Annotated in this window: 4 protein-coding genes; all 4 read left to right on the top strand. The window is 53.5% G+C overall.

What is annotated here, in order from left to right; all coding sequences use genetic code 11:
* Positions 1-19: 19 nt before the first annotated feature.
* The 4 genes from dmsA (at position 20) to P2W74_RS15010 (ending at position 17025) form a co-directional block, all read left to right on the top strand.
* Positions 20-2464: a dimethylsulfoxide reductase subunit A gene (gene dmsA, locus P2W74_RS15025; protein ID WP_276292234.1), complete on the top strand. Its 2445-nt coding sequence runs from the start codon at positions 20-22 to the stop codon at positions 2462-2464.
* Between the two features lie 10 nt (positions 2465-2474).
* Entirely contained in the window at positions 2475-3092 is a 618-nt protein-coding gene (dmsB, locus tag P2W74_RS15020) for a dimethylsulfoxide reductase iron-sulfur subunit DmsB (RefSeq protein WP_276292233.1), read from the top strand.
* Between the two features lies 1 nt (position 3093).
* Positions 3094-3957 (top strand): dimethyl sulfoxide reductase anchor subunit family protein, encoded by an 864-nt coding sequence (locus P2W74_RS15015; protein ID WP_276292232.1) that lies wholly within the window; start codon positions 3094-3096, stop codon positions 3955-3957.
* Between the two features lie 774 nt (positions 3958-4731).
* On the top strand, positions 4732-17025 hold the full coding sequence (locus P2W74_RS15010) for an invasin domain 3-containing protein (RefSeq protein WP_276292231.1): 12294 nt from the start codon (positions 4732-4734) through the stop codon (positions 17023-17025).
* Positions 17026-17054 lie beyond the last annotated feature (29 nt).

Genomic DNA, 17054 nt, shown 5'->3' with positions numbered 1-17054 from the left:
AGCAGCAGAGTGAGCCATTATGAAAACTAAGATCCCCGATGCCGTACTGGCAACTGAGGTGAGTCGTCGTGGTTTGGTAAAAACGACGGCGATAGGCGGACTGGCAATGGCCAGCAGCGCGTTCACCCTGCCATTTACCCGAATTGCGAATGCCGCTGAAGCTATCAGCCCGGCTCAGTCCAGCGAAAAAATTGTCTGGAGCGCCTGTACGGTAAACTGTGGTAGCCGCTGTCCACTGCGCATGCACGTGGTGGATGGGGAAATCAAGTACGTTGAAACCGATAACACCGGTGATGATGATTACGAAGGATTACATCAGGTACGCGCATGCCTGCGTGGACGCTCTATGCGTCGACGTGTCTATAATCCTGACCGCCTGAAATATCCGATGAAACGCGTCGGTAAGCGCGGCGAAGGCAAATTCGAGCGTATCAGTTGGGATGAAGCCTACGAGATCATCGCGACCAATATGCAACGTTTGATCAAAGATTATGGCAACGAGTCAATCTATCTGAACTACGGCACCGGTACGCTCGGCGGTACGATGACACGTTCATGGCCGCCAGGTAAAACGCTGGTTGCGCGTCTGATGAACTGCTGCGGTGGGTATCTGAACCATTATGGGGATTATTCCTCTGCGCAAATTGCGGCCGGACTGAATTATACCTACGGCGGCTGGGCGGATGGCAACAGCCCTTCTGATATTGAGAACAGTAAGCTCGTCGTCCTGTTTGGTAATAACCCTGGCGAAACCCGCATGAGCGGGGGCGGGGTAACCTATTACCTCGAACAGGCACGTCAGAAATCAAATGCACGTATGATCATCGTCGACCCGCGCTACACCGATACAGGGGCAGGGCGAGAAGATGAATGGATCCCGATTCGTCCGGGTACCGACGCGGCGCTGGTTAATGCGCTGGCGTACGTACTGATTACCGAAGACATGGTCGATCAGCCGTTCCTCGACAAATATTGTGTGGGTTACGACGAAAAAACCTTACCTGCCAGCGCGCCGAAAAATGGCCACTATAAGGCTTATATTCTGGGGCAAGGTAAAGACGGTATTGCGAAAACGCCTGAATGGGCAGCGCAAATTACCGGTATTCCGGCTGAGCGAATTGTGAAACTGGCCCGTGAAATCGGCAGTGCTAAACCGGCCTATATTTCGCAAGGTTGGGGGCCGCAGCGCCATGCGAATGGTGAAATTGCGACGCGTGCCATTTCTATGCTGGCGATACTGACCGGCAACGTAGGCATTAACGGCGGTAACACTGGCGCGCGCGAAGGCTCTTATGACGTTCCGTTTGAACGTATGCCGACGCTGGAGAACCCGGTAGAAACCAGTATTTCGATGTTCATGTGGACGGATGCGATTGAACGTGGCCCGGAAATGACCGCGCTGCGCGACGGCGTGCGTGGTAAAGACAAGCTTGATGTGCCGATCAAAATGATCTGGAACTATGCCGGCAACTGTCTGATTAACCAGCACTCGGAAATCAACCGCACGCATGAAATTCTCCAGGATGACAAGAAGTGCGAAATGATTGTCGTCATCGATTGCCATATGACCTCTTCAGCGAAATATGCCGATATTTTGCTGCCTGACTGCACGGCATCCGAACAGATGGACTTTGCGCTGGATGCCTCCTGCGGGAATATGTCGTATGTGATCTTCACCGATGAGGCCATCAAACCCCGTTTTGAATGTAAGACGATCTACCAGATGACCAGCGAGCTGGCAAAACGTCTGGGGGTAGAGCAACAGTTTACGGAAGGGCGCACCCAGGAAGGGTGGATGCGTCATTTGTACGAGCAGTCGCGCAAAGCCATGCCGGAGCTTCCGTCATTTGACGAGTTCCGCAAGCAAGGGATCTTCAAACAGCGCGATCCTGAAGGGCATCACGTGGCTTACAAAGCGTTCCGTGAAGATCCACAGGCTAATCCGCTGACGACACCGTCCGGTAAAATCGAGATCTACTCGCAGGCGCTGGCAGAGATTGCCGCGAGCTGGGAATTGCCTGAAGGTGATGTGATCGATCCGCTGCCGATCTATGCGCCGGGTTTTGAAAGCTACAACGATCCGTTGACCAAAGACTATCCGCTGCAGTTGACGGGCTTCCACTACAAGTCTCGCGTGCACTCTACCTATGGCAACGTGGATGTGCTGAAAGCGTCCTGCCGTCAGGAAATGTGGATTAACCCGATGGATGCGCAAAAACGTGGCATCAAAAACGGAGACAAGGTACGTATCTTCAATGGCCGTGGTGAACTTCATATCGAAGCCAAAGTTACGCCGCGTATGATGCCCGGCGTTGTAGCCCTGGGTGAAGGGGCCTGGTATGACCCGGATGCGAAACGCGTGGATCAGGGCGGATGTATTAACGTTCTGACAACGCAGCGTCCGTCGCCTCTTGCGAAGGGGAATCCGTCACATACCAACCTCGTTCAGGTTGAAAAGGTCTAAGGAGTAACCGATGACAACCCAGTATGGATTTTTTATTGATTCCAGCCGTTGCACCGGTTGCAAAACCTGCGAACTGGCCTGTAAAGACTACAAAGATTTAACCCCGGACGTCAGTTTCCGTCGTATTTACGAGTATGCCGGCGGCGACTGGCAGGAGGATAACGGTGTATGGCATCAGAATGTCTTTGCCTATTATGTCTCCATCGCCTGCAACCATTGTGAAGATCCGGCCTGTACCAAGGTCTGCCCAAGCGGTGCGATGCATAAACGTGAAGACGGTTTTGTGGTGGTGGACGAAGATGTCTGCATCGGTTGCCGTTATTGCCATATGGCCTGCCCGTACGGCGCGCCGCAATACAATGCCGCCAAAGGTCACATGACCAAGTGCGATGGTTGTCATGATCGTGTCGCCGACGGTAAAAAGCCGATCTGCGTGGAGTCCTGCCCGCTGCGCGCGCTGGACTTCGGTCCCATTGAAGAGTTGCGTAAAAAACATGGCGATCTGGCCGCTGTCGCACCGTTACCGGGCGCGCATTTCACGAAGCCCAGTATTGTTATCAAACCTAACGCCAATAGCCGCCCGACCGGAGATACCACCGGTTATCTGGCAAATCCGAAGGAGGTGTAAGATGGGAAGTGGATGGCATGAATGGCCGCTAATGATCTTCACGGTCTTCGGACAATGTGTGGCTGGCGGTTTTATCGTAATGGCATTAGCGCTGATGAAAGGGGAGCTGCGTGCTGAATCTCAGCAGCGAGTCATTGCCTGTATGTTTGGCCTGTGGGTGCTGATGGGCATTGGTTTTATTGCTTCTATGCTCCATCTGGGTTCACCGATGCGCGCCTTCAACTCGCTTAATCGTGTGGGGTCTTCAGCGCTCAGTAATGAAATTGCCAGTGGCTCTCTCTTCTTTGCCATTGGTGGGATCGGTTGGTTACTGGCTCTGTCCAGGAAACTTTCTCCAGCATTGCGTAATCTGTGGCTGGTTGCGACGATGGTACTGGGCGTTGTCTTTGTCTGGATGATGGTACGTGTATATAACACCATCGACACCGTACCAACCTGGTACAGTGTGTGGACTCCGTTAGGCTTCTTCCTGACGCTGTTCATGGGCGGCCCGTTATTGGGTTATCTGCTGCTGCGCGTGGCGGGTGTGGACGGATGGGCAATGCGACTGTTACCGGTGATTTCTGTACTGGCGCTGGTTGTCAGTGCCATGATGTCCGTGATGCAGGGCGCTGAACTGGCGACGATCCATAGCTCGATTCAGCAGGCGTCTGCGCTGGTGCCGGATTACGGTTCATTAATGGCCTGGCGTATGGTGCTGCTGGCTGTGGCGCTGTGCTGCTGGATCCTGCCGCAACTCAAAGGGTATCAACCCGCAGTACCGCTGCTGTCAGTCGCGTTTATCCTGCTGTTGGTCGGTGAACTGATTGGCCGTGGCGTGTTCTATGGTCTTCATATGACTGTAGGCATGGCGGTCGCCAGCTAAGCATCTACAAAAGCCGCAGTGTCTGCATTGCGGCTTTCTTACACAAGCGTCGGCACCATCCTTTTGCACTGTTCGCTCGCTGTCATCCCCACTGAAAAGCGCTTTTAAGAAATAAACCTGCCCAGTGAAAATATTTTTTTAGCTCTGTTTTATTTTTTAATTAATAGAGAATATTAAAAAACAATATTTAAAAAATGAATTTCATGATTTTATCTTCAACTCATCCTTTTTTTAACAGTTAATATACAAATGTGGCATTGCGATCCATTTTTGGATCGAGTATTTATTGAACGTGGTATAGGCCGCATATAATATATATCAGTGTTGCTTGTTCGAGTGTTCAGGGGTTTTGCATCCGTAAATATGTGATATGTGAATAGCTACCGCAAAACATTGAGTTTTTCACATAATAGATTATCTAATAGCTTTGCTTTCTTCAGGTTGTGCGAAGTAATTAATATTATAAGTGATTAATATTATAATAAGTGATGTTATTGCATCTCCCCGCTCCCTTCTTACATTTTCACGTAATAACCCTGGTTTTTTTCCTTTGGGGCTTTTTTGTGTTTATTAAATAATATTATGCTATTAACTGGTTGTTTTAATTGTTTTTTAAATAAGTTTTCGGCAATCAGTGTTTCGATAGTACCTGCGGGAACATGAGTACAGTTTCACAGTGAATGTCATTAATGCACGCCGTGAATAATACTTTGTTGTAAGTGACAATATTAAATATCTTTGGTGGAAATAATGAAGCGACAGGCTGCTTTTGGAATGGACTCTTTTTCTGATGCTGATGGTTGCACCCGTTTGGCTCGATTTATTGTCTGGCTCAATATATTGTTGCAGTTTATTTTCCCGCTTGCCGGCGCGTTTACACCTGCCATTGTCCATGCTCAGCGTACCGTGAGCGTGAGTGCCGACGCCGTTGAGCACAGCACGCAGGTTTATACCTTGGGGCGTGGCGAATCGGTCCTGAGCATTGCGAAAAAATATCATCTGACCTTAGAAGAGCTGCGTAAGCTCAATCAGTTCAGAACCTTTGCACATGGTTTTTCTGGCCTGCAGGCCGGGGATGAACTGGATGTCCCTGCTGCAAAAATGCCGCAGAAAAAACCGACCCCTGCTTCAGACAACGCTCCTGACGAGCAGCAGCAAAAAATTGCCGGATTAGCCTCACAGGCGGGTTCATTCCTTAGTAACAGTCCGGATGGTCAGGCAGCGCAGTCGCTGGTCACAGGTATGGTGACGGGAGAGGCCAGCAGTCGTCTCCAGCAGATGCTGAGTCGCTACGGTACCGCGCGAGTCCAGGTCGGGATGGACGAAAATTTTTCACTCAAAAACTCTGAGTTCGATCTGTTGCTACCACTATGGGAGCAGCAGAGCACATTGCTGTTCACTCAAGGCAGTCTCCACCGTACGGATGATCGGACCCAGTCGAACCTTGGACTGGGTTTGCGCTATTTTACGGATAACTGGATGGTGGGAGGAAATACTTTCCTGGATTATGACCTGTCCCGCAATCATTCCCGCATGGGACTTGGCCTCGAATATGGACGTGATTTCCTCAAACTCAGTGCCAATGGCTATCAGCGGTTAAGCAACTGGAAAAATTCCCCTGATGTGGAAGATTACGATGAACGTCCGGCGAACGGTTGGGATGTCCGTGCGGAAGGTTGGTTGCCTGCGTTGCCACAACTGGGGGGCAAAATTGTTTATGAACAATACTACGGTGACGAAGTTGCATTGTCTGATAAAGACGATCGCCAGAGGAATCCGCACGCTATCACTCTTGGACTGAACTACACCCCAGTACCATTGATTACCCTGAATGCGGAACAGCGGCAGGGCAGTGCTGATGATAACGAGACCCGCGTGGGTCTTGACCTCAATTATCAACTAGGGGTGCCGTGGACTCACCAGATCGATCCGGATGGTGTGGCAGCAATGCACACACTAAACGGCAGTCGCTATGACCTGGTCGAACGTAACAATTCCATTGTCCTTGAGTACCGTAAGCAGGAGGTCATTCGCTTAAAAACTGCGGCGTTGGTGACCGGTAACGGAGGAGAGCGAAAATCCCTGGACGTTACCGTGAACAGCAAGCATGGCGTGAAGCGGATCGACTGGTCCGCAGCCAGTTTACTCGCGGCAGGCGGTAAAATTATTGCTAATTCCACGACCAGCTATGATGTTTTGCTGCCGTCCTGGCAAAGCGCGCAGGGGGCTAATAATACTTATCTGGTCACCGGTGTGGCAGTCGACAACAACGATAACCGTTCTACACCGAGTGATACCCAGATAACGGTCAATACGGCGGAGATCAGTGTGGCAAATTCCCACTTCCTGCCTGAGTCACCGTTGAAATCTTCACCGACAACCAGCTATCTACCCGCGGACGGTAAAACCCAGGGCGTGGCGACACTGACACTGGTTAACGATCAGCAGCAACCTGTGGATGTGCCGCTGAGTGATATTACGCTGACTACAGCTATCGCGGAACTTCCCGTATCACCTGGCGCGCTTCAGGCATCCTCAAAAAGGGTGAGTGGATCATCTGTGGCAGATGCCACCGTATCGGCATTTACCCGTAAATCATCCGGTGTTTATGAAGTGACAGTCACTGCAGGTACGAAACCTGAACTGCTGACGCTGACACCTGTAGTCAGAAAAACGGCGCTCAATGCAGTACGTTTCTTCATTACGCCAACCGCACCGGACGCCGGACAGTCCACTTTTGCTGCCAACCCAAAAACGGTGCTGGCAGATAACACGGCGGAATCGACACTGACGCTGGTGGTGAAGGATGCCTCTGGCAGTCCACTGTCAGGTATAGCGGGTAACCTGTCGGTATCCGTGTCTGACAGCCATGGCGCTGCTCCGATTGCGGGGAGTGTGACGATCAGCAGCATAACGGAAACCGCGACTGCCGGGACCTATACCGCCACGCTGAAAGGTACGAAGGCCGATACATACACCCTGAAACCACAATATAAAGGCAGCGTACTCGGGAGTTTAAGTGATACGGTGACACTGACTGCGGGTACGACTCCTGATGCCGGACAATCCGCTTTTAGCGTAAGTCCGAAACTGCTGGTGGCCGACGGCATTACTACCAGCACACTGACGCTAACAGTGAAAGATGTTGGCGGTAATGCGCTGACTGGTGTGGCTGGTAACCTGACCGCGATCGTCACGGACAGCCAGGGACAGACGCCTGCGACAGGCAGTATTAACATCAGCTCTATGACGGAAACTGCGACGGCGGGTACTTATACGGCTACGCTGAGTGGCACGCTTGCTGGAAGCTATAAGGTAGTTCCTCAGTTCAGTGGCAACACTATTGGCAGTTTAAGTGACACGTTGACGCTTACAGCGGTACGGACGCCGGATGGCGATAAGTCTGTATTCACAGCCAGCCCGATCACTATTGCTGCTGATAGCATCGCGACCAGTACTCTAACGCTGGTTGCTAAGGATGCTAACGGTAATGCTATTGGCGGCATTGCATCCAGCCTGACACTGAACGTGAAGGACAGCGGCGGCAGCACGCCAGCCGCAGATAAAGTAACAGTGGGCAGTATCAGTGAAAGTGCGACCCCAGGTACCTACACAGCAACCCTGAAAGGGACGCTGGCAGGAATCTATACGGTGAAACCACAGTTCAGTGGCAGTGCGCTCGGCAGTTTAAACGCCACGGTCACCCTGACGGCGGGTAACACGCCGGACGGCACGCAGTCTACCTTCAGTACCAGTCCGAAGCTGCTGGCGGCAGATAATACCGCGACCAGCACCCTGAAACTGACGGCGAAAGATGCGGGCGGTAACGCCATCACCGGGCTTTCGGCAGACCTGACGTTTGCGGTGAAAGACATCGGTGGTATTACGCCAACTGAAGATAAAGTGACGATGAGCAGCATCAGCGAAGGTGCGACACCGGGCACCTACATCGCCACTCTCAAAGGTACCCTTGCCGGGGCATACTCAGTAAAACCACAGTATAAAGGAAGTGCCATTGGCAGCTTAAGTGATGCGGTGGTGCTGACAGCTGATACCACCCCGGACGGCGCTCAGTCAACGTTCAGCGCTGCACCAGTTTCTGTGGCGGCGGACAATATTGCTATCAGTACACTGACGCTGTTTGCGAAGGACGCTTACGGTAATGCGGTAAAAGGCATTGCATCCAGCCTGACACTGAACGTGAAGGACAGCGGCGGCAGCACGCCAGCCTCAGATAAAGTAACAGTGGGCAGTATCAGTGAAAGTGCGACCCCAGGTACCTACACAGCAACCCTGAAAGGGACGCTGGCAGGAATCTATACGGTGAAACCACAGTTCAGCGGCAGTGCGCTCGGCAGTTTAAGCGCCACGGTCACCCTGACGGCGGGTAACACGCCGGACGGCACGCAGTCTACCTTCAGTACCAGTCCGAAGCTGCTGGCGGCAGATAATACCGCGACCAGCACCCTGAAACTGACGGCGAAAGATGCGGGCGGTAACGCCATCACCGGGCTTGCGGCAGACCTGACGTTTGCGGTGAAAGACAGCGGTGGTATTACGCCAACTGAAGATAAAGTGACGATGAGCAGCATCAGCGAAGGTGCGACACCGGGCACCTACATCGCCACTCTCAAAGGTACCCTTGCCGGGGCATACTCAGTAAAACCACAGTATAAAGGAAGTGCCATTGGCAGCTTAAGTGATGCGGTGGTGCTGACAGCTGATACCACCCCGGACGGCGCTCAGTCAACGTTCAGCGCTGCACCAGTTTCTGTGGCGGCGGACAATATTGCTATCAGTACACTGACGCTGGTTGCCAGGGATGCTTACGGTAATGCGGTAAAAGGCGTTGCATCCAGCCTGACACTGAACGTGAAGGACAGCGGCGGCAGCACGCCAGCCGCAGATAAAGTAACAGTGGGCAGTATCAGTGAAAGTGCGACCCCAGGTACCTACACAGCAACCCTGAAAGGGACGCTGGCAGGAATCTATACTGTGAAACCACAGTTCAGTGGCAGTGCGCTCGGCAGTTTAAGCACCACGGTCACCCTGAAGGCGGGTAACACGCCGGACGGCACGCAGTCTACTTTCAGCGCCAGTCCGTCCTCCATCACGGCGAATGATACTGCGACCAGTACTCTGACCCTGAAAGCGAAGGATGCGGGCGGTAATGCCATCACCGGAATTGCGGCAGATCTGACGTTTGCGGTGAAAGATAGCAACAATACCCCCCCTGATACGGGAAGGGTCACCGTTGGCTCCATCACGGAAAGTGCCACGCCAGGTACGTATACCGCTACTCTGAAGGGGACGCTGGCAGGTGTTTACACCGTGAAACCACAGTTTAGCGGCAGTGCACTTGGCAACCTGAGTGCTCCGGTAACGCTGACAGCTGACAACACGCCGGATGGCAATCAGTCAACGTTCAGTGCCACGCCGAAGTCAATTGTTGCGAACGACACGGCGAAGAGTCTGCTGACGCTGAAAGTGAAGGATGCGAACGGCAATGCCATTACCGGAATTGCTACCAGCCTGACGGTGGCAGTGAAGGACAGTCAGGGCGGTACGCCAGAAGCTGGGAAGGTAACGGTCAGTGCCGTCACGGAAACCGAGGTTCCGGGGACTTATATTGCGACTCTGAAGGGCCAGCTTGCGGATACATATACGCTGAAACCGCAGTTCAGCGGCAACGCTATTGGGACGCTGTCTGACACGGTGACGCTGACGACCGGAAGTACGCCGGATGGAACATTGTCGTCCTTCAGCGTCAGCCCGAAATCCATCGCGGCGGATAACACGACGAGCAGCACCCTGACGGTGATGCTAAAAGACGCAAATGGCAACGTGATGAGTAGCCAGGCCGGAAACCTGAGTATCAGTGTGAAAGACAGTGAAGGCAGTACGCCGTCGTCCACGCAGGTGGCTGTGAGCAGTCTGAGTGAAAGTGTCACGCCGGGAACGTACACCGCGACCCTGAAAGGAACACTTGCGGGAACATATACGCTGAAACCGCAGTTCAGCGGTAACGCTATTGGGACGCTGTCTGACACGGTGACGCTGACGACCGGAAGTACGCCGGATGGAACATTGTCGTCCTTCAGCGTCAGCCCGAAATCCATCGCGGCGGATAACACGACGAGCAGCACCCTGACGGTGATGCTAAAAGACGCAAATGGCAACGTGATGAGTAGCCAGGCCGGAAACCTGAGTATCAGTGTGAAAGACAGTGGAGGCAGTACGCCGTCGTCCACGCAGGTGGCTGTGAGCAGTCTGAGTGAAAGTGTCACGCCGGGAACGTACACCGCGACCCTGAAAGGGACACTTGCGGGAACATATACGCTGAAACCGCAGTTCAGCGGTAACGCTATTGGGATGTTGTCTGACACGGTGACGCTGACGACCGGAAGTACGCCGGATGGCAGTAAATCCCTGTTCAGTGCAAGCCCGAAATCCATCGCAGCGGATGATACGACGACCAGTACGTTAACTTTGCAGGTGAAAGACGCGAACGGTAACGCCATCGGCGGATTGAGTGGTCTGACGTTAGAGGTTAAGAATAGCCTGGAGGCCACTCCAGCTGAGGGTAAAGTGACCGTCAGTAACCTGAGCGAAAGCAGTACACCGGGTACCTGGACGGCGACTCTGAAAGGTCAACTTGCCGACGTGTATACCGTCAAACCGCTGCTCAATGGGAGTGCGCTTGGTACTTTAAGCGATACGGTGACACTGACAGCCAACTCCGCACCGGATGCGGCGAAGTCGACATTTAGGGCACTGCCACACAGCATTATTGCTGATAATTCTGCCACCAGCACTTTGCTGTTTACGGCGAAAGACACCTTCGGCAACTCAATACGTGGGCTGAACGGTCTGAGTATTGGTGTGAAAAACAGCGCAGGCGCGGCACCAGTCAGCGGCAAAGTGACGGTGAGTAGTGTTACGGAAACGGCGACGCCAGGTATTTACAGCGCCACGCTGAAAGGTATCCTCGCGGACACGTATACGGTAACACCACAACTTGACAGCAGCGCCATCGGCGGCCTGAGTGATTCCGTGACTTTGACTGCGGACACCACGCCTGATGTGGCGAATTCAACTTTTGCGGCCAGCCCGGATTCCATTGTGGCGGACGACAGCGCTGTCAGTACCTTGACGCTGAAGATCCAGGATGCAAACGGCAATGCCATGACGGGCAGGGATTCCGATCTGACGCTGACCCTGAAGGACAGCCTGGACTCCACTCCAGTCGCCGGTAAAGTGACGCTCAGTAATCTGGTAGAAAGTGCCACGCCGGGAACGTACACCGCGACCCTGAAAGGGCAGCTCGCAGACACTTACACAGTGACCCCGAAACTTAGTGGCAGTGCTATCGGCAGCCTGAGTGCCACCGTCACCTTGAAGGCGGGCAGTACGCCGTCCGGAAGTCTGTCAGGCTTCAAGGCAACACCGACAAGCATTGCGGCAGATGATATGGAGAGTAGTTCCCTTATTCTGACGCTGCGCGATACGTTTGGTAACGCCATCAGCGGGCAGGGTAGTAGCTTGACCCTGGAATTGAAAGACAGTGAGGGTAACGCACCAACAGATGGCGGTGTGACGGTAACGTCGCTCACGGAAATAGCTACGCCGGGCACTTACACTGCCACTCTGAAAGGTAAAGTATCCGGTGACTGGATCATCACACCGAAACTGAGTGGCAACGCTATCGGAGAGATTAGCGCCACGGTGACATTGACCTCGGGCACGGTACCGGATGGTGTGCTGTCAACTCTGACGGCAAGTCCGACATCGATCATCGCCAACAACACGGCCATGAGCACGCTGACCTTCACCGCGAAAGATGAAAACGGTAACGACATCAGCGGAATCGCAGCTAGTCTGAAAATGAGCGTCACAGATAGCCAGAATAAGGTACCAGCAACAGGAAAAGTAATGGTTGGCAAGGTGACTGAAACAGCGACGCCAGGGGTATACACTGCGATGCTGAAAGGTACCCTGTCAGGTGTGTACACCGTGAAACCGACGTTCGGCAACACGTCCATTGGTAGCCTGAGCGCGACGGTGACGCTGACGGCGGATACGACGCCTGATGGCGTGCAGTCATCCTTTGAGGCAACTCCGCTTCTTGTGACGGGCAACGGTACGGATTCGAGCACCCTGACGTTCATCGCGAAAGACGCGTATGGCAACGCTATTGCTGATATTGCCGGTAGTCTGACTCTGGAAGTTAAAAACGGCAGTGGCGCAACACCGGACAGCAGTAAGGTCATTCTCAGTAGCCTGAAGGAGAGTGAAAGCACGCCGGGCACCTATACGGCGACCCTGAAAGGAACATTGGCAGGGGTGTTCACCGTGAAACCTCAGTTCAGCGGCAGTGCTATCGGTAACCTGAGTGCCACCGTGACGTTAATGACTGGCACCCCTGATGGTGTGACATCCACGTTTGTGGCTAATCCGCAGACACTGGTCGCCGACAACATTGAGATGAGCACACTGACACTGACGGCAAAAGACGTGAATGGTAACGCGATTCCGGGTATTGCCAGAACGCTGAAAATCAGTATTACCGATGAACAGGGGCTAGAACCGGCTGCCGGTAAGATAACGCTCGGCAAAGTCAGCGAAACGGCAACGCCGGGTACTTATACCGCGATGTTGAAAGGGACGTTGGCGGGTGTCTATACGGTGAAACCGCTCTTTAACGACACGGCGATTGGCAGTCTGAGTGATTCTGTCACATTGACGGCGGGTGTGCCGGATACAGACAACACCTCAACCTTTGTGGCAAGTCCGGCTTCAGTTGTAGCAGATAACACTGCTATCAGCACTCTCACGCTGAGTGCGAAAGACAAATACGGTAATACTATCAGTGGACTCGCGGCTAACCTGTCACTGTCAGTGAAAAACAGCAAAGGCGAAGAACCAACCACCGGTAAAGTGACCGTTACGAACCTGGCAGAGCAGGGAAGTACTGGCGTCTATACCGCCACGCTGAAAGGTACGCTGGCGGACATCTATATCGTGAAGCCACAATACAACAATTCGGATCTCGGCACACTGAGCGCGGATGTAACGCTGACGGCTGGCACGACAGCAGATACAGCTAAGTCCTCTTTCACAGCGGCACCGGCCTCGGTGGTTGCTGATAATGTCGCTACCAGTACTCTGACGCTGACGATCCAGGATGAGTACGGCAACACCATGACTGGCAGAACGGCGGACCTTATGCTGGAGGTAAAAAACAGCGCAGGGACAACACCGGCTGAAGGAAAAGTTACACTTACCGATCTGGATGAAAGTAGCACGATACCAGGTACTTACACTGCCACCCTGAAAGGACAGTTGGCAGATACCTACACCGTCACACCGAAATTGAGCGGTGACAGTATTGGTTCTCTGGCTGCGGACGTGACATTGATCGCGAGCACCACACCGGATGGAACGCAATCCTCGTTCATTGCCAATCCGGATTCTGTTGCGGCGGATGACAGCACTCTTAGCACCCTAACGCTGACCGTGAAGGATGTGTACGGTAACGCTATTGCAGGTATCGCCTCTTCCTTGGCGCTGGAGATAAAAGACAGTACAGGTTCGGTTCCGGCAGCCGGTAAGGTGACACTGAGTTCTTTCACCGAAAGCGCAACGCCGGGAATCTACACGGCGACGCTGAAAGGGCAGTTGGCGGGCACATATACTGTTACGCCGAAATTTGATGGTGAGTCCATCGGTAGCTTAAGCGCGGATGTCACGTTGACTGCGAACGCCACGCCAGATGCTTCCCTGTCTACCTTCACGGTTGTCCCTGACTCCATCGTGGCGGATGACATGACCACCAGCACCTTAATGCTGACGGCGAAGGACAAGTATGGCAACGCTATACCGGGTCTCGCGAGTAACCTGGAAATGACGGTGAAAGACAGCCAGAACGTCGAACCCGTTAGCGGCAAAGTGACGGTGAGCACCGTCACGGAAAGTAGCACGGTTCCGGGTACCTATATCGCGACGCTACGGGGCCAGTTAGCGGGCATCTATACCGTCGCGCCGCAGAACAACGGTACTGTGATTGGGGATTTAAGCGGTCGCGTTACCCTGACCGCAGGTGCACCGGATACGGGCAGTGCCACGACCTTTACGGCTAGCCCGCATTCGGTTGTCGCAAACGGCATAGCAACCAGTACCTTGACGCTGACGGTAAAAGATAAGTTCGGCAACATCATTAGCGGTCTGGGTGATAGCCTGACGTTGGATGTAAAGGGCAGCGACGGTCAGGCACCGGATAGCAGCAAAGTAACGTTGAGTGCCATGACTGAAAGTGGCAGTTCTGGGGTATACACAGCAATGCTGAGCGGCACGTTTGCGGATACCTATACGGTGAAACCGATGCAAAATGGCACTGCGTTGGGTGATCTCAGTGATACGGTGACTCTGGCGGCAGACAGTACGCCAGATGGCGGAAAAACGACCTTTGTCGCGGTTCCAGAATCTATTGTGGCAAACAACGTGGCCTTCAGTACCCTGACGCTGGTAGCCAAAGATGTGAACGGCAACGCCATTTCCGGGATTGCGGTGAATCTGACGCTGGATATCAAAAACAGCCAGAATCAGTCCCCAGTGGAAGGTAAGGTGACGCTCACGGCCCTGACGGAAAGTACCTCTGTGCCGGGAACCTATACGGCAACCCTGAAAGGTATGTTGGTCGGCACGTATACGGTGACACCGCAAAATAACGGTACTGCTATTGGTGACTTGAGCGCAGCCGTCACGCTGACAGCGGGCACAACCCCCGATGGTGTGCAGTCAACGCTGGTAGCCAGCCCGACTCTGATTATTGCGGATGACACAACCACAAGTATGCTGACGTTGACCGCGAAGGATACCTTTGGGAACCCTATCCCGGGCCTGGCTGCAGATCTGGCGCTTGAGTTGAAGGATAGCCAGGGGAATGCACCTGCGGCAGGTAAGGTGACGCTGACGGATCTGACAGAAAGCAGTACGGCTGGTACCTACACCGCAATGCTGAAAGGACAACTTGCAGGGGTTTACACCGTCAAAGCGTTGTACCACGACAGCGCGCTCGGTACCTTGAACGCAACGGTAACGCTGACCGCAGGCACTACCCCGGACGGGGCGACAACGACCTTTGCGGCCAGCCCGACGTCCGTGGTGGCTGATGATGCCACGACCAGTACGCTGACCCTGACGGCGAAGGATAAGTTTGGCAACGCCGTGACGGGTATCGCAGGCAATCTGACGCTGGATGTGAAAAACAGCGCCGGTGTTGCACCTGCAGAAGGCAAGGTGACGTTGAGCGCTGTGACGGAAAGTGGCACTACGGGTGTCTACACCGCTACGCTGAAAGGACAGCTGGCGGATAAATACACCGTCACACCGAAGTTTAGCGGCAGTGCCATCGGCAGCCTGAGTGCAGATGTCACGCTGACGGCTGGCACCACCCCGGACGGGGCGACAACGACCTTTGTGGCCAGCCCGACATCCGTGGTGGCGGATGATGCCACGACCAGTACGCTGACCCTGACGGCGAAGGATAAGTTTGGCAACGCCATCAGCGGCATTGCGGCAGACCTGACGCTGGGCATCAAGGACAGCCATGGGGCTGAGCCAGCAGAAGGCAAAGTGACGCTGAGCGCTGTGACGGAAAGCGGCACTGCTGGTGTCTACACCGCAACGCTGAAAGGACAGCTGGCGGATAAATACACCATCACGCCGACGTTCAGCGGCAGTACCATCGGCAGCCTGAGTGCAGATGTCACGCTGACGGCTGGCGCAGTGGATGGCAGCGTCACGCTGTTTAGCGTGAGCCCGGACTCGATTGTGGCGGATGATGCCACGACCAGTACGCTGACCCTGACGGCCAGGGATAAGTTCAGCAACGCCGTGACGGGTATCGCAGGCAATCTGACGCTGGATGTAAAAAACAGCGCCGGTGTTGCACCAGCAGAGGGCAAGGTGACAGTGAGCACCGTGACGGAAAGCGGTACTGTGCCGGGAACCTACACTGCGACCTTGAAAGGGCAGCTTGTGGATGTGTACACGGTGACACCGAAGTTAAATGACAGTGTCATTAAAAATCTCAGTGATACTGCTCTGACGGGGACTGTGACGCTGACGGTGGGCGAACCTGCAGAAGCAACGTCGACTTTCAGTTCGAATCCGAAATCGGTGAAGGCGGATAATACGGAGACCAGCACTCTGACCATGAAGCTGGCGGATGTGTTTGATAATCCGATTACGGGACTTGCGCAGACCGGTGCTTTGATGATCCAGGTGAAAGACAGTGGTGAGAAAACACCGAAAGCAAGCGAGTATACACTGAGCAGTATTACGGAAGATGCCGTTACACCAGGGACCTATACAGCGACAATAAAGGGCTTGATTGCTGACACGTTAACATTGAAACCTCTTTATAACGGTGAGCAGATATTATCAATGAGCGATACAGTGGAGTTTGTGCCTGGAACATTTAAAAACGTAACAGTTAATGGCCATACGTTTGCGAATAATGCGGGCTTCCCGACAACGGGGTTTGATAAGGCAAACTTCACGTTGAATATGCCTGATGGGGACGTTGCTTCTGACTATACCTGGACGAGCGATCAAGCAAGCTGGGCTACGGTGAGCGCAGGAGGCGTTGTGACCTTTGGGGGGGGCGCTCCAGAAAGCGCTACTAAAACAGTGGTCATTTTGGCCACACCTAAAGCGACGGGCCTGACGCTGAAATATACGTTCACAGTAACCAGCTGGTTTGTTTCCAGCACGGTTATGGCAGATTACAACAGCGCAGAGGCATGGTGTACAAGTAATGGAGCAATACTCCCACCAATAGAAAAGTTGACGAATGCCTCTGTTGGTGGCACTGGCTCCAGGGCTGTGGGGAACCTATGGTCTGAATGGGGTAATTTAACGACCTGGGGATGGTCAGCTTCTTGGTTATGGTCTTCTACATCCTATCAAGGTGGACATAATATAGCTTCACCGAATGATGGTACTGTGTACCAAGTGGGAGGATGGACAGGAACTGCAGTACAAGAGTGTATGCGTCCTCTTTGATAATGGATGTCATAACCAGTTAACTATCC

This window comes from Citrobacter enshiensis, from assembly GCF_029338175.1.
GTDB lineage: Bacteria > Pseudomonadota > Gammaproteobacteria > Enterobacterales > Enterobacteriaceae > Citrobacter_D > Citrobacter_D enshiensis.
This window is presented reverse-complemented; position numbering and strand designations above follow the sequence as displayed.

Excerpts from the sequence above, each read along its gene's own strand:
- dmsA (WP_276292234.1), top strand. The coding sequence starts at position 20 with ATGAAAACTAAGATCCCCGATGCCGTACTGGCAACTGAGGTGAGTCGT.
- dmsB (WP_276292233.1), top strand. The coding sequence starts at position 2,475 with ATGACAACCCAGTATGGATTTTTTATTGATTCCAGCCGTTGCACCGGT.
- P2W74_RS15015 (WP_276292232.1), top strand. The coding sequence starts at position 3,094 with ATGGGAAGTGGATGGCATGAATGGCCGCTAATGATCTTCACGGTCTTC.
- P2W74_RS15010 (WP_276292231.1), top strand. The coding sequence starts at position 4,732 with ATGGACTCTTTTTCTGATGCTGATGGTTGCACCCGTTTGGCTCGATTT.